Annotated in this window: 19 protein-coding genes and 4 pseudogenes; 4 read left to right on the top strand and 19 right to left on the bottom strand. The window is 63.6% G+C overall.

Annotated features, from left to right (window positions below; all coding sequences use genetic code 11):
• Positions 1 to 322 precede the first annotated feature (322 nt).
• The 3 genes from CQ14_RS12605 to CQ14_RS47810 form a co-directional block, all read right to left on the bottom strand.
• Positions 323 to 796, bottom strand: a 474-nt coding sequence (locus CQ14_RS12605) for a hypothetical protein (protein WP_245320316.1), incomplete at its 3' end; no start/stop codon positions are given.
• Positions 797 to 856: 60 nt separating this feature from the next.
• Positions 857 to 1,558, bottom strand: coding sequence for a ribulose-phosphate 3-epimerase (gene rpe / locus CQ14_RS12600; protein WP_057858196.1), 702 nt, complete (start codon positions 1,556 to 1,558; stop codon positions 857 to 859).
• Between the two features lie 166 nt (positions 1,559 to 1,724).
• Positions 1,725 to 2,012 carry a hypothetical protein gene (locus CQ14_RS47810; RefSeq protein WP_347337130.1) on the bottom strand — a complete coding sequence of 96 codons (288 nt, stop codon included), beginning with the start codon at positions 2,010 to 2,012 and terminating at the stop codon, positions 1,725 to 1,727.
• Between CQ14_RS47810 and CQ14_RS12595 the strand changes: the two genes are divergently transcribed.
• Positions 2,011 to 2,559, top strand: a complete 549-nt coding sequence (locus CQ14_RS12595; RefSeq protein WP_347337129.1) for an EF-hand domain-containing protein — start codon at positions 2,011 to 2,013, stop codon at positions 2,557 to 2,559. The genes CQ14_RS47810 and CQ14_RS12595 overlap by 2 nt on opposite strands.
• A gap of 93 nt (positions 2,560 to 2,652) precedes the next feature.
• Here the strand turns inward: CQ14_RS12595 and CQ14_RS12590 are convergent, their stop codons facing one another.
• Both CQ14_RS12590 and CQ14_RS12585 read right to left on the bottom strand, forming a co-directional pair.
• Entirely contained in the window at positions 2,653 to 3,648 is a 996-nt protein-coding gene (locus CQ14_RS12590) for a P1 family peptidase (RefSeq protein WP_057858194.1), read from the bottom strand.
• 67 nt (positions 3,649 to 3,715) lie between these two features.
• On the bottom strand, positions 3,716 to 6,454 hold the full coding sequence (locus CQ14_RS12585) for a PAS domain S-box protein (protein ID WP_082649835.1): 2,739 nt from the start codon (positions 6,452 to 6,454) through the stop codon (positions 3,716 to 3,718).
• A gap of 311 nt (positions 6,455 to 6,765) precedes the next feature.
• Here CQ14_RS12585 and CQ14_RS12580 point away from each other — a divergent pair, with 311 nt between their 5' ends.
• Entirely contained in the window at positions 6,766 to 7,164 is a 399-nt protein-coding gene (locus CQ14_RS12580; RefSeq protein ID WP_057858192.1) for a response regulator, read from the top strand.
• 48 nt (positions 7,165 to 7,212) lie between these two features.
• Here the strand turns inward: CQ14_RS12580 and CQ14_RS12575 are convergent, their stop codons facing one another.
• The 11 genes and pseudogenes from CQ14_RS12575 to CQ14_RS12545 all read right to left on the bottom strand — a co-directional run bounded on the left by CQ14_RS12575 (position 7,213) and on the right by CQ14_RS12545 (position 20,384).
• On the bottom strand, positions 7,213 to 8,706 hold the full coding sequence (locus CQ14_RS12575; protein WP_082649834.1) for an HWE histidine kinase domain-containing protein: 1,494 nt from the start codon (positions 8,704 to 8,706) through the stop codon (positions 7,213 to 7,215).
• Positions 8,707 to 8,722: 16 nt separating this feature from the next.
• Positions 8,723 to 12,276: pseudogene (locus tag CQ14_RS46140) on the bottom strand (response regulator); the annotation flags it as partial.
• Between the two features lie 60 nt (positions 12,277 to 12,336).
• A partial coding sequence (locus tag CQ14_RS46135; RefSeq protein WP_245320315.1) for a HAMP domain-containing protein occupies positions 12,337 to 15,021 on the bottom strand: 2,685 nt, incomplete at its 3' end.
• A gap of 80 nt (positions 15,022 to 15,101) precedes the next feature.
• Positions 15,102 to 15,260: a hypothetical protein gene (locus CQ14_RS43535; protein ID WP_156434927.1), complete on the bottom strand. Its 159-nt coding sequence runs from the start codon at positions 15,258 to 15,260 to the stop codon at positions 15,102 to 15,104.
• Positions 15,261 to 15,275: 15 nt separating this feature from the next.
• Positions 15,276 to 15,672, bottom strand: a pseudogene (locus CQ14_RS46130) (ABC transporter substrate-binding protein); the annotation flags it as partial.
• A gap of 1 nt (position 15,673) precedes the next feature.
• Positions 15,674 to 16,201 (bottom strand): annotated as a pseudogene (locus CQ14_RS46125) (branched-chain amino acid ABC transporter substrate-binding protein); the annotation flags it as partial.
• Position 16,202: 1 nt separating this feature from the next.
• Positions 16,203 to 16,382 (bottom strand): annotated as a pseudogene (locus tag CQ14_RS46120) (branched-chain amino acid ABC transporter substrate-binding protein); the annotation flags it as partial.
• A 179-nt stretch (positions 16,383 to 16,561) separates the two neighbouring features.
• Entirely contained in the window at positions 16,562 to 17,308 is a 747-nt protein-coding gene (locus CQ14_RS12560; protein ID WP_057858190.1) for an ABC transporter ATP-binding protein, read from the bottom strand.
• Positions 17,305 to 18,138, bottom strand: coding sequence for an ABC transporter ATP-binding protein (locus CQ14_RS12555; protein ID WP_057858189.1), 834 nt, complete (start codon positions 18,136 to 18,138; stop codon positions 17,305 to 17,307). Before CQ14_RS12555 ends, CQ14_RS12560 begins: the two co-directional genes overlap by 4 nt.
• Complete coding sequence (gene livM / locus CQ14_RS12550) at positions 18,135 to 19,454, bottom strand: high-affinity branched-chain amino acid ABC transporter permease LivM (RefSeq protein WP_057858188.1); 1,320 nt, start codon at positions 19,452 to 19,454, stop codon at positions 18,135 to 18,137. Before livM ends, CQ14_RS12555 begins: the two co-directional genes overlap by 4 nt.
• A gap of 12 nt (positions 19,455 to 19,466) precedes the next feature.
• Positions 19,467 to 20,384 carry an ABC transporter permease subunit gene (locus tag CQ14_RS12545; protein ID WP_057858187.1) on the bottom strand — a complete coding sequence of 306 codons (918 nt, stop codon included), beginning with the start codon at positions 20,382 to 20,384 and terminating at the stop codon, positions 19,467 to 19,469.
• A gap of 368 nt (positions 20,385 to 20,752) precedes the next feature.
• On the opposite strand from CQ14_RS12545, the gene CQ14_RS44615 reads away from it, so the two are divergent.
• Both CQ14_RS44615 and CQ14_RS12540 read left to right on the top strand, forming a co-directional pair.
• Complete coding sequence (locus CQ14_RS44615; RefSeq protein WP_199805515.1) at positions 20,753 to 20,899, top strand: hypothetical protein; 147 nt, start codon at positions 20,753 to 20,755, stop codon at positions 20,897 to 20,899.
• Positions 20,900 to 21,238: 339 nt separating this feature from the next.
• Complete coding sequence (locus CQ14_RS12540; RefSeq protein WP_057858186.1) at positions 21,239 to 21,742, top strand: hypothetical protein; 504 nt, start codon at positions 21,239 to 21,241, stop codon at positions 21,740 to 21,742.
• Here CQ14_RS12540 and CQ14_RS12535 read toward each other — a convergent pair.
• From CQ14_RS12535 to CQ14_RS12525, 3 genes are all read right to left on the bottom strand, one after another.
• Positions 21,722 to 22,114: a carboxymuconolactone decarboxylase family protein gene (locus CQ14_RS12535; RefSeq protein ID WP_057858185.1), complete on the bottom strand. Its 393-nt coding sequence runs from the start codon at positions 22,112 to 22,114 to the stop codon at positions 21,722 to 21,724. The genes CQ14_RS12540 and CQ14_RS12535 overlap by 21 nt on opposite strands.
• Positions 22,115 to 22,223: 109 nt before the next feature.
• Complete coding sequence (gene pcaD / locus CQ14_RS12530) at positions 22,224 to 23,006, bottom strand: 3-oxoadipate enol-lactonase (RefSeq protein ID WP_057858184.1); 783 nt, start codon at positions 23,004 to 23,006, stop codon at positions 22,224 to 22,226.
• Positions 23,007 to 23,276: 270 nt separating this feature from the next.
• Positions 23,277 to 24,635, bottom strand: coding sequence for a T6SS phospholipase effector Tle1-like catalytic domain-containing protein (locus CQ14_RS12525; protein ID WP_057858183.1), 1,359 nt, complete (start codon positions 24,633 to 24,635; stop codon positions 23,277 to 23,279).
• Positions 24,636 to 24,884 lie beyond the last annotated feature (249 nt).

The following is a 24,884-nucleotide window of genomic DNA, read 5'->3' as shown; positions in this document are numbered from 1 at the left end:
CCGGCCCAAGCACGACGGCGCCGGCGACTGCGCCCAGCGCGGCATCGCCGGCGCGCTGCGCGAGCGCGGCGGAGGGCGCGAGGACCAGAAGCATTGCGGCGGCGGTGAAGGCCTTGATCATATTTTTTCCCATCCGTGAAAGACGGAATGCTGATCTGCCTTTATGGCGAGATGCGTGATGCTTTGTGGCCGCAGCATGGACTTTACGGTTCCACGGCTTGCTGGACGCGATTGTGGCTTTCCTGCCGGGTCGATTATGCGGTTCGACGCCGTGCGCGCTCCAGAATGTCGCCGACACCTGCAGGATTTCGCACGCAGCGGNGGTGTAGTCGGTATCTGGAGAGCGGGTCGATCTTCCCGACGCGAAATTGAGATGGCCGGCGCCGCGGCCGATGTCGGCTATCTCGAATGTCTTGTCCATGTCTTCAAAGTGCGTCGCCGACACCGTCGGTTTGCCCCAGGCTGTGCGCACGATCAGCGCGCGCCGATTGGTGATCGCGAACAACGTCTGCAGGTCGTGCAGCCACATCACGAAGGGAGCGGCGACCATCATGATGCCGACCATCAACAGCGGCACCGTTGATTGACCGACCCAGCCCCTGGAGATCGCGATAGCGGTGACAAGCAGCCAGGGAAGTCCAATCCACCACAGAAACCGCCACATCATCATCCGCGCGACGCCGTCGGGCTGGCCCTGCCAGAGCACGCGCTCGCCCGGTTGAAGTGCTTCGGTCAATACCCGCCGTAAGGCACGGGAAAATATCGAGGAAAATATCGTGGTGCGGAGTTCGTCCATGCCCGGTTGGTCGCGACGGGAAAAGGAATGGTTCGGCGCGCCGGGACGGGGCGATCCGTGTCAGACCGCTTCGCCGCGCGCCAGCGCCGCCGCGTGGCGGATCGCGGAAATGTTGGCCTTGTAGCTGTCCACGGTGCCGCCCTTGAATACCGCGGAGCCCGCGACCAGCGCGTTGGCGCCGGCGGCGGCGAGCTGGCCGGCGACGTCAGGGCCCACGCCGCCATCGACTTCAATGTCGATCGGACGTCCCGCCGTCATCGCCCTGATATCGCTGACCTTGCCGAGCGCGGACTTGATGAAGGCCTGGCCGCCGAAGCCGGGGTTGACCGACATCACCAGCACCAGGTCGATCAGGTCGATGACATATTCGATCGCGCTCGCCGGCGTGCCCGGGTTGAGCGAGACGCCGGCCTTCTTGCCGAGCGCGCGGATCGCCTGCAGCGAGCGGTGCAGATGCGGGCCGGCCTCGGCATGGACGGTGATGTGATCGCAGCCGGCTTTCGCGAACGCCTCGAGATAGGGATCGCAGGGCGAAATCATCAGATGGGCGTCAAAGATCTTCTTGGTGTGCGGGCGCATCGCCTTGATGACGTCGGGGCCGTAGGAAATGTTCGGCACGAAATGTCCGTCCATCACGTCGAGATGGATCCAGTCGGCGCCCGCTGCATCGACGGCGCGGACCTCTTCGCCCAATTTGGCGAAATCCGCCGCCAGGATCGACGGCGCGATGACGAGGGGACGTGACACAAATTGCTGAGACATGTGCGCTTTCCCGAAACGCTTGCGAGAGGGCGGAACGGCCCCGCGTATCATGCAGAGCGGCCGGGGGCAATGCGGCCGAAAACGTCTCCTGTGGGCGGAAAAATCTGCCGCAGCTTGGCAGTTATTGCCGACCTTGCGGGATCGCAGGGATTCGGGAAAGCCCTTTTTATTGGGTTTTTCGTACTGGCACGGCGCTTGCTGAGGAAGGGGGAACACGGTCAGCCGCTGTCTGTGCGGCATGTTGGAGTTCCGCCATGTTCTTTGCTCTGGGCGCCGCGTCGTCCGTCATCGATGCCTTTAAGGCGCTAGCGTCGAAATCGTCAACGTCATCCACGGGCGTTAGCGAGAACTCCGCAAACCCGTTCGCTTCGATGACCTCGAGCGCGTCGGCCTCGATCGCTTCAGGGGCAGGCTCGGGCGGCAGCGGCGCATCGTCGATATCGCCGGAAACCATGAGCGCGCTGCTTGACGCGCAAAGCCAGTCCTCGACGGGATCGACCACGGCATCCAAGAGCCGCCACAACGCGTTGAAGGACCTGTTCGGACAGATCGACGGCGACGGCGACGGCAAGATCAGCAAGGAAGAATTCGAGGAGGCGCTCGGCGCCGGCGGCACAAACCTCACGAATGCCGACAGCGTGTTCGGCAAGCTCGACAAGGATGGCGATGGCTCGGTCAGTTTGAAGGAACTGGCCTCGGCGCTGCGGCCCGGAAAGGGGCACCGCAAGCCTGACGACGCCAGCGGTAGCAACGGATCAGGCTCCGATCCATTCTCGCAGGCCCTGCAGGGCGCCTCCACCACGACCGTCACCAACAGCGACGGTTCGGTGACGACGTCGCTGACCTATGCTGATGGTTCGAAGGTGACGATGACGTCACCCGCGAGCGGAAGCTCTTCCACATCAGCAACATCATCCTACAATTTCATCGAGCAGATGATCCAGCGCCAGGCCCAGGCGATTTCGTCCTCGTCCACAGCATCGCTCTCGATGAGCGCCTGATCACGAGACCCGGCGAGATCCTTTCGGACTGCGACCTTTTATCTTGAGCATGGTCTCTTCGGAAAACCGGTATCCACTTTTCCGGACCATGCTCTAACCGAAGCGATCGCTCCACGCCGGTAGCGCACCCAGAAAGGGTAGCGCGGTCGCAGCATGGACGCCGCGCGCAATCGCGCGCGCGACCGTGTTGGCGGCCACCATGCCGAGTTCGGTGACGCCGAACAGCGGATCGACCGGCTTCTTGCCGGTCGCTGCGGCAAACACCACGTCACCATCCGTCGTTGCATGGACGGGATAGATGGCGCGCGCCATGCCGGTGTGTGCGATCATCGCCAGCCGTTTGGCCTGCGCTTTTGTCAGCACGGCGTCTGTGACCACCACCACCAGCGTGGTGTTCTCCGCAGGCGTTACCGCCGGTCCGCCCTTCAGACGCGCCCGCAGCATATCCGGCGTGAACGCGGGCGGCAGTCCGCGCCCGCCAAATTCGTTATCCTGTTCGAACGGTGCCGCCCAGAACCACGGGCCGTCGCCGACGGTCACGCTGCCCACCGCATTGACCACCGCGAGCGCACCGACGGTGACGCCGCCTTCTGTCTGTGCGGAAGCGGAGCCGAGTCCGCCCTTGAAAGTCGCAGTCGTCGCGCCGAGGCCGGCGCCGACGCTGCCCAGCGCGAAATCGGTATCCGCCATATTCGCCGCCGCGTAGGCGAGATCGCGATAGGGCGGGAAGCGTCCCCATGCCTTGTTGCCGCCGTTGAGCAGGTCGAAGCAGATCGCGCCCGGAACGATCGGGATCACCGCGCCGCGCACCCGAAAGCCGCGTCCCTGTTCGGCAAGCCACGCCTGTACGCCGCCCGCGGCATCCAGCCCGAGCGCCGAGCCGCCGGAAAGCGCGATGCCATCGATCGCCTCGAGGGTGCTTTCGGGCTTGAGCAGGGCGCTCTCGCGGGTGCCGGGACCGCCGCCGCGGACGTCGATGGAGGCGACGGCGGGAGTGTCGAACAGGATCGCGGTGACGCCGGAGGCGACGCTGGTGTCATGGGCGTGGCCGACGCGGACGCCGGAAACATCGGTGAGGAGATTTTTCAAAACTTGGTCCCTGGGCTGCCCCCGCGTGGGGCGTGCCCTCCACGGATATATCAGCCGCAGGGCTTGCTCAACTGGCAAGCGCCAGCCGGATCATCTTTGCGAGCTCTGACTTGCGATAGGGCTTTGCCAGCAACAGCACGCCGGAATCCAGCCGGCCATGATGGACGATCGCGTTCTCGGTATAGCCCGACGTGTACAGCGTCTTGAGGCCCGGCCGCCGCTTCAGCGCCTCGTCGACGAGCTGGCGACCGTTCATGGTGCCGGGCATGATCACGTCCGTGAACAGCAGGTCGATGGTGGGGACGTCGTCGATGACGCGCAAGGCATCCGAGGCGTTGGCCGCTTCGAGCGTGGTGTAGCCCAGGCTCTCGATCTGGGTGATCACATAGCGCCGCACCAGCGCATCGTCCTCGACCACGAGAACCGTTTCGCTGCCGCCCTGGACGTCGGCCGCGACTTGCGCCTCGGCCGCGGTCTGATCCAGGCCCGTCGCCCGCGGCAGGTAGATCTTGACGGATGTGCCGTGGCCTTCCTCGCTGTAGATCTTGACGTGCCCGCCCGACTGCTTGACGAAGCCGAACACCATGCTGAGCCCGAGGCCGGTGCCCCTGCCGACTTCCTTGGTCGTGAAGAACGGTTCGAATACGCGCTCGAGCAAAGCGGGCGGGATGCCCGAACCGGTGTCGCTGACCGCGATCATCACGTAATGGCCGGGCGCAACCTCGTTGTGCATGCCCGCATAGTTTTCGTCGAGGAAGATGTTGCCGGTCTCGAACGCAAGCTTGCCGCCATTGGGCATGGCGTCGCGCGCGTTGATGGCGAGGTTGAGGACGGCCGTGGTGAGCTGGTTCGGATCGGCCAGCGCGGTCCAAGCATCCTCGGCCAGCAATGGCGTGATTTCGATGTGCTCGCCGAGCGTGGGGTGCAAAAGCTTCGCCGCTTCCAGCACCAGCGCATTGACGTCGATCTCGAGCGGCTGCAGCGGCTGCTTGCGGGCGAAGGCGAGGAGGTGCTTGGTCAGATTGGCCCCGCGGTCGGCGGCCTCGTCGATCAGCTTGGCAACGGCGGCGAGCTGCGGCTGATCGGCGACGGCTTCCTCGAGAATGCCGATGGTGCCGGTGATCACGGTCAGGATGTTGTTGAAGTCGTGGGCGACGCCACCCGTGAGCTGGCCGACCGCATCCATCTTCTGCGCGTGCCGCAATTGGGCTTCCGCCGCCTGCTTTTCAGTCAGGTCGCGGCCGATGAAGAAATGGCGGCGGACCGGTTCCGACCACGTCCCGGTCCAGTTCAGCGTGACGGACTTGCCGTCCTTGCTGACATAGCGCGTCTCGAAATTGCGCTTGCTTCGTCCTCGCCGGCCCGCCCGCATCTCCTTGCGGGTGTGTTCGAGATCGTCGGGGTGGATGAAGTTGATCGCGTTGTGTCCGACCATTTCAGACGGCTGATATCCGAGGATGTCGATGACGCTCGGGCTGACCTGGATCAAATTCCCCATGGAGTCGCTCACGAGGATGAGGTCGTTCGAAGATTCAAATATGCGTCGCCGCTCTTCCATCTCCTGGCTGAGCGCCTGCTCGGTTCGCCTGCTTTCGGTAATGTCGCGCGCAATCTTGGAAGCGCCGATGATCTGGCCGGAAGCCGACCTGATCGGAGCGATGCTGAGCGAAACCTCGACGGTGCGTCCGTCGTTGCGGACGCGCGAGGTTTCATATTGCTCGATCCGCTCGCCGCGGCCGACTCGCTCCAGTGTGTCGCCGATCTCCGCGCGCCGGTCCGGCGGCACAATCAGATCGATGCTCTTGCCGACCGCTTCCGCCGCCGTGAAGCCGAACAAGCGCTCCGCGGCGCCGTTCCAGCCGGAAATGGTTCCGTCGAGCAGGTTGGTGATGATGGCATCGTTGGACGATTCCACGACGGCGCTGAACAGGCGTTCGCGTTCGGCCCGAAGATTTCTTTCCGAGACGATTTCCCGGCGCGATGTTCCGAGCAGGCGCGCCAGTTTGCCCTGCAGGGCGACGTTATCGATCAGCAACACGGTGAGCACGAAACTCGCGGCGCACAGGCCGTAGATGCGGCCGAGATAGAAGCCGACATCGAAGCGCGCCACGTTCAGGATCGCCGACAGGGCGATATCGAACAACCAGGCGCTCATCACGACCATCAGCCAGACGTCGAGGACGAAATGCGGCCGGCGCAGCCACAGCACCGCCAATGCAGCCAGGCTCAGGCACCATACGGTAGAGACCACTCCAAGCATGACCGGCGTGTAATGACCGCCGCCGAGAAGGATCGGCAGACGGTCGTGCTGGGCGGTGACGATCCAGGTGAACGCGGCCATCATGGCACCGACCGCGACGATGCTGGTAACGACGGCCATGCCGGCCGAACCTCGCATCCTGTCGTTGTCCGTCGCCTTCAGCAGCGCATAACCGAGCACCAGTAGCGGAAATACGCCGTGCCATATCATGTAGAGCCAAACGGTGGTCTGCGTTCCCGCACCGAGCAGCCCGCTTGGTGCGAACAGGCCGGGAAAGGTAAGGGCGTGGACGATGGCCGCCATCGCCGTGAACAAATACCCGCTCGCCAGCAGCAGCAACGCCCGCGAGCGGATAATCGCGAACTGCGAAAACAGCAGAACGGTGGTGATCAGGTCGTTGATGGCCAGCGCGGACTGGTAGCTCGCAACGAATGCCGGCATCGGCGGAAGCGGCACGCCGGCGAACGGCACGGCGGTTGCAAACAGCACCGCCGAGAGGCCGACCACGACGAGCGCCACCCTGCGATCGCTGCGGGTCGCCGGCATCGTGGAAAGGAAGATGTTGCGCTCGTCACCCAAACATCATCTCCGGAAAAGTGGCAGCGAACGCACCATCACGAAAGTGTCAAATACGCATAAACAATGCGGCCGAACATTCGGTCGACACGCGGGAATCGTCTATCCAAGGTTACGCTAGCGGCGCCTCGACAGGAATCAACCCGCGGTATTATCTGTGGGGCGGCAGAGAGGCCGGGGGTAACCACCTCTTTACCGAGCGGCCGAATAATGCCTGCGGAACCGCCGCATCCCGCGAACTTCATCTTAGGCTGTTCGCGCGACCGATCCGGGAGGCTTCGATGCCCCGCGTGCTTGTTGTTGACGATCAGGCCGACGTTCGTACGATGATTTGCATCGTGCTGCGCATCCATCAGTTCGAAATCGTCGAGGCAGACAGCGCCGCATCCGCGTTGAAGCTGTTCGGGCAATCGGGCTTCGATCTTGCGATCGTCGATATCTTTCTGCAGGGCACCAACGGCTCCGATCTGATTGCAGCGCTGCGTGCCCGCGTGCCGGGCCTGCCCATGATTGCGATTTCGGGAATGACCGCGCTGGACTTTCTGTCCGGAACGCCTGAACTCTCCGACGTCGTCTGTCTGCAGAAGCCGTTTCGTCCGCCGGATTTGATGCGCGCGATCGAAGCATCGATGGGATCGGTTGGCCAACGGGGCGGTGCCGTCGCAGGGGCCGCGCTCTAGCCGTCCGGCGTATGACAAGCGCTTCTGCATGGCCGCTGGTCCGCCGCCTTACCGCTCGGCGCGTCGCAGACCGTTGCCGTCGGTGACAGCCTCGGCGAGCGAAACCGGACGGGTGGCAAACTGCCGTTGCGACAAGGGCACCGAGAGGTGGCACAGCAGGCCTTCGGGACGCCAGTCGAATTCGGCCTGGCCGCCGAGCTGTGACTCGATGCTGGCGATCACGCTTCTGGTTCCGAACCCTCGTGACACCGGCTTGACGACCGGCGGTCCGCCGGTCTCGGTCCACGTGAGCCTGAGAAGGCCTGCCTGGTCCTCCCAGCTCACCGACAGCCGGCCCGACAACGCCGACAGGGCGCCGTACTTGGCGGAATTGGTGACGAGTTCGTGCAGCGCCAGCGCGACGGTCTGCGCTGTCGCCGGCTCGAACTGGACCTCCGGGCCGGACAATTCGATCTGCTCGCCGGTGGAATAGGGCGCCAGCTCCTCGGTGATCAATTTCCTGATTTCGGCGCCTTGCCAGCTCGACAATGAGAGCACGGTGTGCACCCGCGCCAGCGCATTGATCCGCCCCTCCACCGAACGGGCGTAGGTCTTCACATTCTCGCCGCGCGTCAGCCGGACGATGGATTGCGCCAGCGCCAGCGCGTTCTTGGCGCGGTGATCGACCTCCCGCGCCAGGAGGTTCTGCCGCTCTTCGGCCTGCTTGCGCTCGGTGATATCGACGGTGACGCCGGAAACGCGGATGACGCGGCCGCCCTTGTCGGTGGTTGCCGCCGCCGTTCCCGCACACCAGCGCATCTCGCCATTCGGCCGGATGATGCGGAATTCGGCCTCGTAGGATTTCGCGCCGCGCGCGAAGCTCGCCCACGCCTCGTGCAATTCACTGATGTCGTCGGGATGAAACAGCGCCTGGATATTGGCCGGCGTCAGTTCGAACGTGCCGGGATCGACGCCGAGGATCTGATACTGGCCTTCGTCCCACATGAAGTCGCCGTTGACCCAGTCCCAATCCCAGGACCCCATCTTGCCGGCTGCGATTGCCAGACTGCGGCGTTGCTCGCTTTCCAGGAGTCTCGCGTGCGATTCCTCCAGTTCGGCGGTGCGGGCGCGAACGCGGTCTTCGAGTTCGACGTTGAGCCGCTCGAGCTGGCGCGTCTTGCGATAGAGCTCCGCGAATACCTTGATCTTGGCGCGCAACACCTCCGGCACGACCGGCACCGGAACATAATCGACCGCGCCCATCTCATAACCGCGCAGCCGGTCGAAATCGCTGACCTGGATCGCGGAGATGAAGATCATTGCCGTCTTCTGGAAGCGCGGATGCTCGCGGATCATGGCGGCGAGCTCGAACCCGTCCAGTTCCGGCATGCAGACGTCGACCAGGATGATGGCGACGTCGTTCTTCAGCAGGAACTCGAGCGCTTCGCGCCCGGACGAGGCCTTGACCAGGTTCTCGCCCAGTTCCTTCAGGATGACTTCATAGGCGAGCAGCTTCGCCGGCTGATCGTCAACCAGAAGAATGTTTACCTTCTCTTGATCCATCATCTGCTTACGCCGGTCAACGGTGCAGCCACATTCGTATTGCGAGCAGCAACTGCTCGGTATTGACGGGTTTGGCGAGATAGTCCGAAGCGCCGGCTTCGAGGCATTTCTCGCGGTCGCCTTTCATTGCCTTGGCGGTCAGTGCGATAATCGGCAGGCGTCCGAAGGACGGGTTTTGCCTGATGACGCCAATGGTCTGATATCCGTCCATTTGCGGCATCATGATATCCATCAACACGATCGCGATGTCGGGGTTCGATTCGACCAGAGCAATCGCCTCATGGCCGGTGGTTGCGGTTAACACCTTCATACCGCGACGTTCCAGCACGCTGGAAAGGGCAAAGATGTTGCGGGCGTCGTCGTCGACCAGCAGCGCGGTCTTGCCAATCAGGTCCTCATCGGAACTGTTGAGCTTCTCAAGCATCCTCTGCTTTTCGATCGGCAATTCCGTGATCACACGGTGCAAAAACAGCGACGTTTCGTCGAGCAGCCGTTCCGGCGACTCGACGCCCTTCACCACGATGCTTCGTGCCATGGTGTGAAGTTCCGCGTCTTCCTCGGCCGAAAGTTCCCGTCCGGTGAACACCACGACCGGCACGTTCGACAGCGTTTCGTCGTTGCGGAGATGGTCGAGCACCTCGAAGCCGCTCATGTCGGGCAGTCGCAGATCCAGAACGACGCAGTCGCAGGGCTGGTTCCGCAACGTCGACAATGCATCGGCGCCGGTGTCGGCGGTCAGGATCTCGATGTCGTCGTGCCCGAGCAGTTCGGTGATGCTCATCTGCTCGGCAGCGTTGTCCTCCACGATCAGAAGACGCTTGCGGCGGGGTTTGGCGTATTCCTTAATCTGCGACAGCGCCGCGCTGACACCCTCGGTCGTCGTCGGCTTGTTGACAAAGGAAAACGCGCCGCGCGCCAGCGCATGCTGGCGGTCTTCGTCGAGCGTGATGATCTGTACCGGAATGTGGCGCGTCAGCGGATTGTGCTTGAGCTGGCTCAGCACGGTCCAGCCCAGCATATCCGGCAGGAAGACGTCGAGCGAGACCGCGGCCGGCTGGAACTGCTTGGCGAGTTCGAGCGCCTCGGCGCCACGGCTGGCGACCAGAACCTTGAAGTTCTTGTCGCGGGCGAGGTCGATCAGCACCCGCGCATAATGCGGGTCGTCCTCGACGATCAGGAGGATGGTGTCTCCCGGCTCGAGATTGAGACGGTCGTCGGGCAGTTGCTCGATGGCCCGCTCCTGCGTCGAAGCGACCTGCAGCGCCGGCGCCGCCGTGAATGACGAGGGGGCAGGGGTGCGCGGCGCGATCGTGGGACCTGAATATTTCAGCGGCAGATACAGCACGAAGGTGCTGCCCTTGCCGGGCGCGCTGCGCAAATGGATTTCGCCGCCGAGCAGGCTGGCGAGCTCGCGGCTGATCGCAAGGCCGAGGCCGGTGCCGCCGTATTTGCGGCTGGTGCCGGCGTCCGCCTGCTGGAACGCCTCGAAGATCAGTTTCTGCTTCTCCAGGGGAATGCCGATGCCGGTGTCGGTCACCTCGAAGGCGACGACCGCGGGTGCGTGATTGAGGATCGGATGCTCGGCGCTCCAGCCGCCGACAGCGGCCGATACCTTCAGCTCCACGCCGCCCTCGGCGGTAAACTTGAACGCGTTCGAGAGCAGATTTTTCAGGACCTGCTGCAGCCGCTTGGAGTCGGTCACCATGCTGCGGCTCAAATTCTCGTCGACCGAGATCTTGAACGACAGGCGGCGATTTTCAGCCTCATGCTTGAACGGCCGTCCGACGGTCTCGAGCAGGTTCGAGGTCAGGATCTCCTCGGCATCGACCGTCACCGTGCCGGATTCGATCTTCGACAGATCGAGAATGTCGCTGATCAGGTTGAGAAGGTCGGTGCCGGCGCCGTGGATGGTGCGGGCGAACTCGACCTGCTTTGCCGACAGATTGCCGTCGGGATTCTCGGTGAGCTGCTGTCCCAGGATCAGGATGCTGTTGAGCGGCGTGCGCAGCTCGTGCGACATGTTGGCGAGGAATTCGGACTTGTACTTCGACGTCAGCGCAAGTTCGGTCGCCTTTTCCTCGAGCGCGCGCCGGGCCTGTTCGATTTCCTGATTCTTTCGTTCCACCTCGACGTTGCGTTCGGCGAGTTGCTGCGCCTTCTGCTCGAGCTGGTCGTTGGTCTGCTGCAATTCCTTCTGCTGCGTCTGCAATTCGCCGGCGAGCTGCTGGGATTGCTTCAACAGGCCTTCGGTCTGCATCGTGGCCTCGATGGAGTTGAGCACGATACCGATAGAGTCGGTGAGCTGTTCGAGGAAGGTCATCTGTGAGGTCGTGAACGAGGAGATCGAGGAAAGCTCGATCACGGCTTTCACCTGGTTCTCGAACAACACCGGAAGCACGACGATGTTCCGGGGGATCACGCGCAGCAGCGCAGAATTGACCGGCGCCGTATCGGGAGGAATGTCCGCTATCAGCCGCTGGCGCTTGTCCGTGGCGCACTGGCCGATCAGGCCTTCGCCGAACTGCACGACCAGCGGATGCGGGATGGCGCTGTCGCCGGCGTAGGACGAGAGCAGGTGCAATTGCGGGTAATCGGCGTTCTCGACCTGGTAGATCACGCCCATATGCGCGTTGACGAGCGGCGCCAGTTCGGTCAGCAGCAGCCGGCCCACGGTGGAGAGCTCGCGCTGCCCCTGCAGCATGTTGGTGAAGCGGGCGAGGTTGGTCTTCAGCCAGTCCTGCTCGGTGTTGACCTGCGTCGTCAGACGCAGATTGCCGATCATGGTGTTGATGTTGTCCTTGAGTTCGGCGACTTCGCCGCGGGCGTCGACCTGGATCGAGCGGGTGAGGTCGCCCTTGGTCACGGCGGTCGCCACTTCCGCGATCGAGCGCACCTGCGAGGTCAGGTTGGCGGCGAGCAGGTTGACGTTGCCGGTGAGGTCCTTCCAGGTGCCGGCGGCGCCGGGCACGTTGGCCTGGCCGCCGAGCCGTCCCTCGACGCCGACCTCGCGCGCCACGCTGGTCACCTGATCGGCGAAGGTCGCCAGCGTCTCCGTCATGTTATTGATGGTGTCGGCAAGCGCTGCGACTTCGCCCTTCGATTTCACCGTCAGGTTCTGCTTCAGATCGCCGTTGGCGACCGCGGTCACCACCTTGACGATGCCGCGGACCTGTTCGGTCAGGTTGGCCGCCATGAAGTTGACGGTATCGGTGAGGTCCTTCCAGGTGCCGGCGACGCCGGGGACCTGCGCCTGACCGCCGAGCTTGCCCTCGGTGCCGACCTCGCGCGCCACGCGCGTCACTTCGCCGGCGAAGGCGTTGAGCTGGTCGACCATCGTGTTGATGGTGTTCTTCAGTTCGAGGATTTCGCCCTTCACGTCCACGGTGATCTTGCGCGACAGGTCGCCGCGCGCCACGGCGGTGGTGACTTCGGCGATGTTGCGGACCTGCGTGGTGAGGTTGGCGGCCAGCAGGTTGACGTTGTCGGTCAGATCCTTCCAGGTGCCGCCGACGCCGGGCACCACGGCCTGGCCGCCGAGCCGCCCCTCGGTTCCGACCTCGCGCGCGACGCNNNNGCGTCACTTCGGCGGCAAACGAGCGTAGCTGCTCGACCATCGTGTTGAGGGTNNNNGTCCTTCAGCAGCAGGATTTCGCCGCGCACGTCGACCGTGATCTTCTTCGACAGGTCGCCGCCGGCGATCGCGGTCGCGACCTCGGCGATGTTGCGGACCTGCGCCGTAAGGTTCGAAGCCATGAAGTTGACGTTGTCGGTGAGGTCCTTCCAGGTGCCGGCCACCTCAGGCACCTGGGCCTGGCCGCCGAGCTTGCCTTCGGTGCCGACCTCGCGCGCCACGCGGGTGACTTCCGAGGCGAAGGCGTTGAGCTGGTCCACCATCGTGTTGACGGTGTTCTTCAGCTCGAGGATCTCGCCCTTGACGTCGACCGTGATCTTCTTCGACAGGTCGCCTTTCGCCACCGCGGTGGTCACTTCGGCGATGTTGCGGACCTGGCCGGTCAGGTTGCCGGCCATCGAGTTGACGTTGTCGGTGAGGTCCTTCCAGGTGCCGGCGACGCCGGGCACGTTGGCCTGACCACCCAATCGTCCCTCGGTGCCGACCTCGCGCGCGACGCGTGTCACTTCGCCCGCGAAACGGTTGAGCTGGTCGACCATCGTGTTCAGCGTTTCCTTGAGCTGCAGGATTTCGCCGCGCACGTCGACCGTGATTTTTCGCGAGAGGTCGCCGCCGGCGATCGCGGTCGCCACTTCGGCGATGTTACGGACCTGGGCGGTGAGGTTGCCCGCCATCGAGTTCACCGAGTCCGTCAAGTCCTTCCAGGTGCCGGCAACGCCGGGCACTACGGCTTGTCCCCCGAGCTTGCCGTCGGTGCCGACTTCGCGCGCCACGCGCGTCACTTCACCGGCAAAGGCGTTGAGCTGGTCGACCATCGTGTTCAGCGTTTCCTTCAGCTGAAGGATTTCGCCCGATACGTTCACCGTGATCTTCTTCGACAGGTCGCCCTTGGCCACGGCGGTAGCGACGTCGGCGATGTTGCGGACCTGAGCGGTGAGGTTGCCCGCCATCGAGTTGACGTTGTCGGTGAGGTCCTTCCAGGTACCGGCGACGCCGCGGACGTTGGCCTGGCCGCCGAGCTTGCCTTCGGTGCCGACTTCGCGTGCGACGCGCGTCACTTCGCCGGCGAACGCATTGAGCTGGTCGACCATCGTATTGATGGTGTCCTTCAGCTCCAGGATTTCGCCGCGCACGTCGACCGTGATCTTCTTCGACAGGTCGCCATTGGCGACCGCGGTCGTCACCTCGGCGATGTTGCGGACTTGCGCGGTCAGGTTGGAGGCCATCGAGTTGACGCTCTCGGTGAGGTCCTTCCAGGTGCCGGCGACGCCGAGCACGTTGGCCTGGCCGCCGAGCCGTCCTTCGGTGCCGACTTCGCGGGCGACGCGCGTCACTTCGCCGGCAAAGGCGTTAAGCTGGTCAACCATCGTGTTGAGCGTTTCCTTCAACTGAAGGATTTCGCCCGACACGTTCACGGTGATCTTCTTGGAGAGGTCGCCGCCGGCGATCGCGGTGGCGACGTCGGCGATGTTGCGGACCTGCGCCGTCAGGTTGGAGGCCATGAAGTTGACGTTGTCGGTGAGGTCCTTCCAGGTGCCAGCCACACCGGGCACCTGGGCCTGGCCGCCGAGCTTGCCTTCGGTGCCGACCTCGCGGGCGACGCGGGTCACTTCGGATGCGAACGAGTTGAGCTGGTCGACCATCGTGTTGATGGTGTCCTTCAGCTCCAGGATTTCGCCGCGGACGTCGACCGTGATCTTGCGCGAGAGGTCGCCGCGGGCGACTGCGGTGGTGACGTTGGCGATGTTGCGGACCTGGGCGGTGAGGTTGCCGCACATGGCGTTGACGGAGTCGGTCAGGTCCTTCCAGGTGCCGGCGACGCCGGGCACGATCGCCTGGCCGCCGAGCTTGCCGTCGGTGCCGACTTCGCGGGCGACGCGGGTCACTTCGGAGGCGAACGAGCGGAGCTGGTCGACCATCGTGTTGATGGCTTCCTTGAGCTGCAGGATTTCGCCGCGAACGTCGACCGTGATCTTCTTCGACAGGTCGCCATTGGCCACCGCGATGGTGACCTCGGCGATGTTGCGGACCTGGCCGGTCAGGTTGTTGGCCATCGAGTTGACGCTCTCGGTGAGGTCCTTCCAGACGCCGGTCACTTCCGGCACCTGGGCCTGGCCGCCGAGCTTGCCCTCGGTGCCGACCTCGCGCGCCACGCGCGTCACTTCCGAGGTGAACACGCCGAGCTGCTTGATCATCGTGTTGACGATGTTGGCCGATTGCAGGAATTCGCCGCCGAGCGGACGGCCGTCGACATCGAGCTGCACGGTCTGCAGCAGGTCGCCTTGAGCCACGGCGGCGACTGCGCGCGTGACTTCGCGGGTCGGCCACAGCAGGTCGTCGATCAGGGTGTTGACGGAGCCTTCCATATCGGCCCAGGAGCCGCTCGCAAGGTCGAACTTGACGCGCTGGCGCGTCTTGCCTTCGCGCCCCACCACCTGGCCGACGCGCTCCAGCTGCTGCGCCATGCGCTGGTTGGCGGCGACGATCTCGTTGAAGGTGTCGGCGATCTTGCCCTCGATGCCGATGTGGTCGCCCGTCATCCGGACCGAGAAATCGCCGGCCCGCATCGCCTGCAAGGCATGCAGCAAATCCTGTAGCGGATCGGACGCGCCGTTGGCGGCAGGTGGTTGGGATTTGGCGACTCGGCGAACGGAGGGTGATGCTCCAGGGGAAAGATCACTCATGGTGTTTCCTCGGCCAGTTCGCTCGAATCCCATGGCTGAGATGCGATTTCACAAGATAGAACCGCTGCCCCATCAGCAGATCAAGTCGGAACAACGGTTAAGGTCGTGAAATCAATGACATGGAACTCAGCCCCGCGTTCCCAATGCGCCGGGAACTCGATAGTTCCATCGCTACAGAAATTATTTGGAACCCGAAACCAAAACGCCCCGGCCATGGCCGGGGCGTCGATCTTTTTCATCCGATCTCCGAGGGATCAGGAGCCCTTCGGATTGATCTCGGCGTAGTTGCCCTTGGCGTCCCACTTGTAGACGACGTAGTCGATCACCTTGATGTCGCCCTTGGCGTCGAAGCCGAGCTTGCCGAGCACCGTATCCCATTCACCGGCCTTGATGGTCTCCATGACCTTCTTCGGATCGGTGGTCTTCGCCTTTGCCACCGCCTGCGTCCAGACCTGCATCGCGGCGTAGGTGTAGAGGGTGTAGCCTTCGGGATCGATGTTCTTGGCCTTGAACTTCTCGACGATCGCTTTCGCAGTCGCCTTGTTGCGCGGGTCGGGACCGAAGGTGAACAGCGTGCCTTCGGCGGCCGGACCCGTGATCGAGGCGAACTCCTTGTCGTTCATGGCGTCGCCCGCCATCAACACCGTCTTGNGTCGCGCATCTGGCGCAGGATCAGGCCGGCTTCCTGATGGTAGCCGCCGACAAACACCAGATCGATATTGTCGCGCTTCAGGCGCGAGACGATCGAGTTAAAGTCCTTGTCGCCCTTGTTGTAGGACTCGAACATCTTCTCGGTGACGCCGGCCTTGTTCAGCGCCTTCTTGGTTTCGTCGGCGAGGCCTTTGCCGTAGGTGGTCTTGTCGTTGAGGATGGCGACGTTCTTGCCCTTGTAGTTCTTGACGATGTAGTCGGCGGCAACCAGGCCCTGCTGGTCGTCACGGCCGCAGACGCGCGCCACGTTCCAGAGCTTGCGCTCGGTGAACAGCGGGTTGGTCGAGGCCGGCGTAATCTGCAGCACGTTGCCGTCAGCATAGGCTTCCGAAGCCGGGATCGACGACGACGAGCAGAAGTGACCAGCCACGAACGGGATCTTGGCGCTGGCGAACTTTTCCGCCACCGAGCGCGCCTGCTTCGGGTCGCAGGCATCGTCGCCGACCTGCAGCGCCAGCTTCTTGCCGAGNGCCGGCGGCGTTGATGTCGGCCACCGCCTGTTCGGCGCCGTTCTTCATCTGGCGGCCAAACGCGGATTCGCCGCCCGTCATCGGACCCGCCACTGCGATGGAGATGTCCTGCGCCAGCGCCGTTGTCGACAGCGCCAACGATGCGCCCAATGCCAGGCCGATGAGTTTCAGTGATTTCATGAGATATCCTCGCAGGTCAGTCGATTTCGGGAAATACCCGGCAGGCCGGGTACGAAAATCATGCCCATTGTCGGCTGATTTTACGGCGAAGTCATCGGCAATTTTCGGGCAAAATCACGGTCGGCTCGCAGCATGTTGCCGCAGCACGCGCCAGAGTGGTGCAGGGGGTGGTGGGAGCGCTACTCCCGCCGGCCGCCCTCCAGATAGGCGGCGCGGATTTCCGGGCGTTGCAGCAATTCGCTGCCGGTTCCGGACAGCGTGATCAGGCCGTTGACCATGACATAGCCGCGATGGGCCAGTTTCAGCGCGTGGTTGGCGTTCTGTTCGACGATCAGGACGGTGAGGCCGTCCTGCCGGTTCAGCGTCCTGATCGCATCGAAAATCTGCCGTGCGATCAGGGGGGCGAGCCCCAGCGACGGCTCGTCCAGCATCAACAGGCGAGGGCGGCTCATCAGGGCGCGGCCGATCGCCAGCATCTGCTGTTCGCCGCCGGACAGCGTGCCGCCGCGCTGGGTCATGCGTTCCTTGAGCCGCGGGAACAGCGCGAACACGCGCTCCAGCCCGCTCGCCCGGTCGGATTCGCTCGAGTCGGTTGCATCCGCCCCCATCTGGAGATTTTCGGCCACGCTCATGCGCGGGAAGATGCGCCGGCCCTCGGGGGATTGCGCGATACGCAGCCGCGCAATGTCATGCGTCGGCACGCCGGTGATGTCCTGGCCGTCGAATTCGATGCGGCCGGAACGGGCGCGCGGCCGGCCGAAGATCGTCATCATCAGTGTCGACTTGCCGGCGCCGTTGGCGCCGATCAGGGCGACGATCTCGCCGGCATTGATATCGAGATCGACGCCCTTCAGCGCCTCGATCTTGCCGTAGGCCGCGCGCAACGAGCGGATCGCGAGCAGGGGAGTTGCGGATGCCGCGCTCACGTGCCGCTCTCCATCACCGCGATGGCTTCTTCCTCGTCGGTGCCGAGATAGGCGGCGATCACCTTGGGATCGTCGCGGATGTGTTTTGGCGTGCCTTCGGCGATCTTCACGCCATGGTCCATCACGACAACGTGGTCGGAGATTTCCATCACCACGCTCATGTCGTGCTCGATCAAAAGGATCGAGGTGCCCTGGTCGGCGCGGATCGAGAGCAGCAATTCGCTTAAAGCCGCGCTCTCCCGCGCATTCAGTCCGGCGGCCGGCTCATCGAGGCAGAGCAGCGCGGGCTCGGTGCACATCGCGCGCGCGATCTCCAGGCGCCGCTGGTCGCCATAGGGCAGGTTGCCGGCGGCATCGTCCGCGCGGTCCAACAGCCCGATGCGATCGAGCCATGTTGTCGCCAGATCGATCGCGGCTTGCTCGGCCGTTCGCCAGGACGGCGCGCCGATCAGGCCGAGAAACGTCAGGCCGGAGGCGCGCATCAGCGCGTTGTGCTGCGCCACCATCAGGTTTTCCAGCGCCGTCATGCCGGGGAAGAGCCGGATGTTCTGGAAGGTGCGCGCGACCTTCGCCAGTTTGGCAATCCGGAAATCGTCCAGCCGCTCGAGCCGGATGGCATGGCCGTCATCATGCGTGAGGCCGATGGCGCCCGAGCTCGGCTTGTAGAAGCCGGTGATGCAGTTGAACACGGTGGTCTTGCCGGCGCCGTTCGGTCCGATCAGCGCGGTGATCTTGCGCCGCTCGGCGTTGAAGGAGAGGTCGTTGACGGCGACGATGCCGCCGAAGCGCATCGACAGCCGGTCGACGGAGAGGATGGAATCGCCGCTCATCCGTGGCCCTCCTTGACGAGGTCGGACGAGATCGCCTCCTTGCGTTCGAGGAACACGGTCGGTGCGCGATGGCCGATCAGGCCGCGCGGCCGCCAGATCATCAACAGCACCATCGCCATGCCGAACACCAGCATGCGGTACTGGTCGAGCCCGCGGAACAGCTCGAAGCCGCCGATCATGGCCAGTGCCGCCAGCGCCACGCCAAGCTGCGAGCCCATGCCGCCGAGCACCACGATCGCCAGCACCAGCGCCGATTCATGGAAGGTGAAGGATTCCGGGCTGATGAAGCCTTGCCTGGTGGCAAAGAACGCGCCGGCGAAACCGCCGAACATGGCGCCGGTCGCGAACGCGGTCAGCTTGGTCGTGGTGGTGTTGATGCCGAGCGCGCGGCAGGCGACCTCGTCCTCGCGCAGCGCTTCCCAGGCGCGGCCGATCGGCAGGCGGCGCAGGCGGATCGTGACCCAGTTGGTGAGCAGCGCCAGCGCCAGGATCAGATAGAACAGGAACACGATGCGGTGCGTCGGCGAGAACTCGATGCCGAGCATGGCTGCCAGCCCATCGTCGCCGGGCGTGAGCGGAATGCCGAACAGGGTCGGACGGGGGATGCCGGTGACGCCGTTCGGCCCGCCGGTCAGGCTCTGCCAGTTGATCAGCACGAGGCGGATGATCTCGCCGAAGGCGAGCGTCACGATGGCGAGATAGTCGCCGCGCAGCCGCAGCACCGGAAAGCCGAGCAGCACGCCCCAGAACGCCGCGAGGATGCCGGCGAGCGGCAGGCAGATCCAGAACGACAGCCCGAAATTGGTGGCGAGCAGCGCATAGGAATAGGCGCCGACCGCGTAGAACGCGACATAGCCGAGGTCGAGCAGGCCGGCGAGACCGACCACCACGTTCAGTCCCCATCCGAGCATCACGTAGGTGAGCACGAGGATGCCGAGGTCGAGAATGTAGCGCTCGTCGTAGAACAGCACCGGCACCAGGAAGGTGAACGCCAGCAGCACCGGGGCGATCAGGCGTCCGGCCAGCGACAGCGCACCCTGCACCGGCGCGGGGACAATCCTCGCGGTATCAACCGGTCCCCACCATTGCCGGAACAACTCGATGAGGATGCTGCCGCCGAACACGGCCGCCACAATGGCGGCGAGGTCGCCGAAGCGCGTCCAGTAGGTCAGTTGTCCGTCGGGTCCGGCTTCGGTGCGGACGCCGATCATCAGCGAAAACAGCACCAGCGCGACCAGCGCGCTGATCAGCGACTTCTTGAGGATGAAAGCGGCGCTCGGTGCGCGCGAGGTTTGGGCGGCAGGGTTTGCGCTCACGCGGGCAGCCCGTCAGACTTTTTCGACTTCGGGCCGGCCGAGCAGGCCGGTCGGAAGGAAGATCAGGACCACGATCAGGATCGAGAACGCGGCGACGTCCTTGTATTCGACCGAGAAATAGGCCGACCACAGCGTCTCGATCAGGCCGATCAGGAGTCCGCCCAGCATCGCGCCGGGCAGCGAGCCGATGCCGCCGAGCACGGCGGCGGTGAACGCCTTGATGCCGGCGACGAAGCCCATGAAGAAATCGACCAGCCCGTAATAGAGCAGGTACATCATGCCGGCGACCGCGGCGAGCGCGGCGCCAATCACGAAGGTCATGGAGATGGTGCGGTCGACGTCGACGCCGAGCAGCGAGGCCATGGTCTGGTCCTGCTCGCAGGCGCGCATGTCGCGGCCGAGCCGCGTGCTCGATACCAACCATGTAAAGATTGCCAGCAGCACCACGGTGGTGACGACGACGATGATCTGGATGTTGGAAAGCTGCACGACGAAGCCATCGGCGCCCTCGTGCAGGGTGTGGCCGCCGGTGATGATCGGCGGCACCGGCTTGACGCGGGCGCCCTGGGCGACCTGCGAATAATTGGTCAGCACGAATGACATACCGATGGCGGAGAGCATCGGCGCCAGGCGGAATGAGTGCCGCAGCGGCCGGTAGGCGATGCGCTCGACCGTCCAGCCATAGAGCGCGGTGATCGCCATCGATACCAGCAGCATAACCAGGAGGATCAGGGGAATGGCGGTGAGGCCGAACGAGATCAGGATCAGGAAGGTGATCAGGGCAATGAAACCACCGATCATGAAAATATCGCCATGGGCGAAATTGATCATGCCGACAATGCCGTAGACCATGGTGTAGCCGATGGCGATCAGGCCGTAGATCGAGCCGAGCACAAGGCCGTTGATGAGTTGCTGGGCGAAGTAATCCATGCGCTGCCGTGCGGGCCTGTTCAGGACTGAACAGGCCCTGGTTTTCCTTTTAACGCGTTTTCTTCACGCGAACCGGTATCCACTTCGCTCGAAAACGCTATGAAGAGCCTCTACGACGCGGCGAGAGCTCCGGCAGCCCGATGCGACGCGTCGTGCCGTTTTCTAACAGGTGGGAACCGGGGGCGGCAACAGCGCCGGGTGCGGCTTAATTGGCTTGTACAGAGCTAGTTTTTGCGCAGCGGTTCCGGTGCCACGGTCCGGACACGCCTTCGCCTTGCGATGATCGCAACCGGAACCGCTGTTCCCCTGCAACCATCCCGGCGGCGCTTCGTTGAGCCCGTCTACGTCTAAACAACGGAGGTCCCTTGATGAACAAGATGAATCAGAACCCGGGCCAACAGAACCAGAATCCGGGTCAGAAGCCTGGACAGCAGCAGCAGGGCGGCGGCCAAAAGCCGGGCCAGCAGCAGCAGGATCCGGGACGTCAGGGACAAAATCCTAGCCAGGACCGGTAGAGGGACTGGTTGGTTAGACTAAAGAAGGTCCCGCCGAGAGGCGGGACTTTTTTCTGCGCGTGCCGCCGTCGTCATGGCGGCCCGGGCTTTCGTGTCCCGGACGGCGGCGCAGCGCCTCTTGGCGGTGCACCGTAGAGCCGGGACCCACGCAGTCCCATCTGGGTGTCTCGGCTTTGCGTCGCGTCATTTCATGCCGCGCCGCATCCGGGACACGAGCGGGGCCGTCCGGGCCATTAAGGTAAACAAATGGTTTAAATTGCCGCTCCTGATCGACAGGCGTTACGCCACCCGCCTAAACCGCCGCGTTCCACCGGGCCGGCGGAGCAAGCGGGAAGCGACATGGCCGGAAACTGGCGGATCAGCTCATTCAACGGCGTGCTGCTGGCGGCCTATTTCATTCCGGTCTGGACCATCACGGCCTTCAACATCATCGTTTCGCCGATCCATGGCCTCTACCAGCGGCCTAACATTTCGCTGGCGCTGTTCGTCAGCGATCATCTGCAGCTCTCCGGCCTTTCCACTGTTCGCGTCGCCTGGCTGCTGGCGCTGGGACGCATGACCGTGGTGGCGTTCCTTGCGGCGTTTCTGGTTTTCGTCAGCCGCGCCTCGCTCCGCCGGAGCGGCGGCTGCGACGAAGCGCTCGGTATCGCGCTCGCGCTCGGCAGCGTGATGAGTTTTGCCGGCGTGGTGATGGCCTCGCAGGTCGGCGAGACCGCGGCGCTGCGGCTGCATGCGGCTGAACTTCTGATGATGCTCGGCACCGCGATCGTCATGCTGGTCGAGCGTCCCGCGCCGCCGCAGGCTGGCGTGGCGCCCGCCGGACTATCCCTTCAGCAATCCTAATTCCGCGATGATCGCGCCTGCTTCCTTGACGGCGTGGTTGGCCGCCGGCACGCCGCAATAGATCGCCTGCTGCAGCAATATTTCCTTGATGTCATCCGGCGTGAAGCCGCCTTCGCTAAGCGCCGCGCGCACATGCAGGCGGAATTCATCCCACTGTCCGAGCGCCACCATGGTGCCGATCACGAGCACGCGGCGGGTGCGGTGATCGAAATGCGGCCGGGTCCAGATATCGCCCCACGCATAGCGGGTGATCAGGTCCTGGAAGTCGGTATTGAACGCGTTGCGGTTCTTGATCGACTTGTCGACCCACTCATTGCCGAGCACCTTGCGGCGCTGGGCCATGCCTTCATCGCGGCGTTGGTTGTCGTCCATCAGTGTCTCCTCCCGTCATTGCGAGCGAAGCAATCCATTTCACCGCTTGCGGAGACATGGATTGCTTCGTCGCTTACGCTCCTCGCAATGACGCCGTTGGTTGCGGTAACTAGCGTTGCGTCAGAAATCCGATCACCGCATCGGTGAAGGCGTGCGGCTGCTCGACGTTGGAAATGTGCGCGGCATCGAGCAGCGTCATGCTGGCGCCGGGGATCCGGCTGCGCATGAATTCGCCGTCCGCGACGGTCGTCGACATGTCGTGGCGGCCGGCGATGATCAGCGTCGGGCTCTTGATCCTGGGCAGCAGTTCGCGCTGGTCGAGCGTCGATAGCGCCTCGCAGCAGGCGATGTAGCCCTCGACCGGCGTGGTCAGCATCATCGTCTTCATGTTGGCGGCGATCTGCGGCTCGCGCTCGCGAAAGTCGGCGGTCAGCCAGCCCGCCAGCACGGTATCGGCGACCGCGGCGATACCGCCTTCCTTCACGGCCTTGATGCGGTCGTGCCAGCGCGTCGGGTCCGGGTAATAGCAGGAGGTGTTGGCCAGGATGATCTTGCCGAACCGGTCGGGCGCATTCGCCCCCAGCCATTGCCCGACCATGCCGCCCATCGACAGGCCGCACCAATGCGCCTTCGCGATATTGAGGTCGTCGAGGATCGCCAGCACGTCGCGGCCGAAGCGCTCCAGCGAGTAGGGGCCGGGCGGGACGCTCGACTTGCCATGGCCGCGCCGGTCGTAGCGGATGACGCGGAACACCTGCGTCAGCGCCTTCATCTGCGGCTCCCACATCTGCATGGTCGAGCCCAGCGAATTCGACAGCATCAGGGTCGGTCCGCCGTCGCGGCCTTCGACGGATACGTTGAGCAGGCACCCGTCGGCGTCGATCATCGGCATCTTGTGTTCCTCATCATGTGCGGCGCGAAGCGGGGCTTTGCACGCGAGCCCGCGCAGCCATCCAGACGAATCTATTCCAGTAGATGGATTGCCGGGTCAAGCCCGGCAACGAGATCTGGACCAAGCCGCAGCCTCACGATGCGAATTTGACGAATGCCAGATAGTTGGCTGCGAGTCTGTCGTATCGGGTCGCGACACGTCTACAGGTGGCCCGAAGCTGACTCCGCGTTGGGCGCATGGCGGTCACAACGGATGTCGTGCGTCGGTTCTTCAAATGTCAGGTACCCAATCCGCGCGACAGCCGCACTCTTCGGCCGCTATCGAGTTTTCGTATTTTTCCGTAACAATGAGGTTTTCTTTCAGACCCTTCCAAGGGTAGTCTTTTGGCTCATAACAGCTCAGCGCGGTGGAGTGAACGGCAATCCTGCCTCCCCGAAGTGAGGCACCGATATCTCGCGGGCCGGCCGAGCCATATCGCCATATTTTTCGAGGCGGCGGGGGCTCATTTTCGAGGTCCTGGCGCGGGCAGCGGTCAACAACGCGCCAAAGAGTCCACCATGCGCAGTCTTTCCAAAAAATCCACCGTCGCCAGTCTTTCCATGTTTCATGTCGAGCCAGCTCGTCGTGCAGGTGCCCTTTGGTGATTGTCGTGGCAAGTTCATTCACCTCCGCCTCATGGGAGATCACCAGACCATGCGCTCGGGCTTCTTCGAGCATCCAGCGCAGCGACACATCCGCCGGCGAGGAGCACTCTTGCGGATAGCCGCCACCCACATCCGAATGACACCCGGCAAACCAGACCTCCTTCACGTCCTGCCATCGAATTGCTGGGCCGTACCTGCCTGAACCCCAACAGGCAGGCACGTATACCGCTGGTCGCGTATCGGCATCGAGTCCACCCCATGTGGTGGGGGCATAAAACGACCGCCGCTCATGCAGTGAGAGTGCATGACACACCGTTTGCACGATTGGATTATGACGGGTGTGGGGAAGGTTCTTTGGAAGCAAATACCCCACCGACTTCACGGTATCAAAAATCCCAAGAAATCGGATGTTGCAGGGATGCGAGTACTTTTCGCGGAATTTCCGAACTTCTTCTTTCTTCCTTCGCAACTCCTCGGAGCTCTTCGCCTGTTCAAAGTGTTTGCGGTATAGACCGTAGCCCTCATCGATTTTGTCTCGATGGCACCGCTTGACTAGGCCGCACCTGTAGATCAATCCCGCGAGGGCGCGCGCGGTGAACGCGCCACGGCTGAAGCCGAAGAGATACACGCGGTCGCCTGGCTCGTAGTGCTTTGCAAGCTCGCTGTAGAGCCGCTTGATATTCCGCTCAGTACCATACCCGAAGCCTAATCCGAGCAACCAGGCCGCGAGCCTCTTAAGGAGGAATGGCTCGATAGAATCCTCGATTGGCAGGGGACCGTTACACTCACAGGTGCTGCCCGGCCTCCGAAACTCATCCCTTAGCTCGGCAGGGGTCGCACGCGTGCCGACCCCAGGATCGTAAATGACCAGCTGCCCATGTGGATTCCGGATGTCGGCCATCTTGCAGAGCCGGAGCACATTGGTAGGGCACTTTCCGACCGTGTTGCCGGTCCCGTCAGCAAAGATCGCGATGTTTTTGCCCATGAATCGCTCCTGCGCTGGCCGATGGAGATCCTCCAGATTTCGATACGCGGGCTTCCGGTCGTCAACGCCACCGACGCTACTGACTCCAGCGCAGGACCATCGCAGATGCTGTTCGAAGATTCAGGACAGGATCCTGCCGGCTGCGATGGAATCGAGGTGTCGCAACGAACAAGCCGGCATGTGCCGCGCAATCGATCGGACGGCGTCTGACGTAAAAAGCCAGGCTAGCAGATTGGAGAGCTGCCGACT

Source organism: Bradyrhizobium lablabi (assembly GCF_001440475.1).
In the GTDB taxonomy this organism is placed as follows: Bacteria; Pseudomonadota; Alphaproteobacteria; order Rhizobiales; family Xanthobacteraceae; genus Bradyrhizobium; species Bradyrhizobium lablabi.
The sequence above is the reverse complement of the archived record's forward strand: the minus strand, read 5'-3'. Positions and strand labels throughout refer to the sequence as shown.

What these genes read in the sequence shown, in the direction of transcription:
- CQ14_RS12545 (WP_057858187.1), bottom strand. Translation starts at nt 20,384, where the DNA reads ATGGATTACTTCGCCCAGCAACTCATCAACGGCCTTGTGCTCGGCTCG.
- CQ14_RS12585 (WP_082649835.1), bottom strand. Translation starts at nt 6,454, where the DNA reads ATGCCGGCGACCCGCAGCGATCGCAGGGTGGCGCTCGTCGTGGTCGGC.
- CQ14_RS44615 (WP_199805515.1), top strand. Translation starts at nt 20,753, where the DNA reads ATGAACAAGATGAATCAGAACCCGGGCCAACAGAACCAGAATCCGGGT.
- pcaD (WP_057858184.1), bottom strand. Translation starts at nt 23,006, where the DNA reads ATGCCGATGATCGACGCCGACGGGTGCCTGCTCAACGTATCCGTCGAA.
- CQ14_RS43535 (WP_156434927.1), bottom strand. Translation starts at nt 15,260, where the DNA reads ATGAAAAAGATCGACGCCCCGGCCATGGCCGGGGCGTTTTGGTTTCGG.
- CQ14_RS12575 (WP_082649834.1), bottom strand. Translation starts at nt 8,706, where the DNA reads ATGGATCAAGAGAAGGTAAACATTCTTCTGGTTGACGATCAGCCGGCG.
- CQ14_RS12535 (WP_057858185.1), bottom strand. Translation starts at nt 22,114, where the DNA reads ATGGACGACAACCAACGCCGCGATGAAGGCATGGCCCAGCGCCGCAAG.
- CQ14_RS12540 (WP_057858186.1), top strand. Translation starts at nt 21,239, where the DNA reads ATGGCCGGAAACTGGCGGATCAGCTCATTCAACGGCGTGCTGCTGGCG.
- CQ14_RS12525 (WP_057858183.1), bottom strand. Translation starts at nt 24,635, where the DNA reads ATGGGCAAAAACATCGCGATCTTTGCTGACGGGACCGGCAACACGGTC.
- CQ14_RS12555 (WP_057858189.1), bottom strand. Translation starts at nt 18,138, where the DNA reads ATGAGCGGCGATTCCATCCTCTCCGTCGACCGGCTGTCGATGCGCTTC.
- CQ14_RS12580 (WP_057858192.1), top strand. Translation starts at nt 6,766, where the DNA reads ATGCCCCGCGTGCTTGTTGTTGACGATCAGGCCGACGTTCGTACGATG.
- CQ14_RS12595 (WP_347337129.1), top strand. Translation starts at nt 2,011, where the DNA reads ATGAGCGCGCTGCTTGACGCGCAAAGCCAGTCCTCGACGGGATCGACC.
- rpe (WP_057858196.1), bottom strand. Translation starts at nt 1,558, where the DNA reads ATGTCTCAGCAATTTGTGTCACGTCCCCTCGTCATCGCGCCGTCGATC.
- CQ14_RS47810 (WP_347337130.1), bottom strand. Translation starts at nt 2,012, where the DNA reads ATGGTTTCCGGCGATATCGACGATGCGCCGCTGCCGCCCGAGCCTGCC.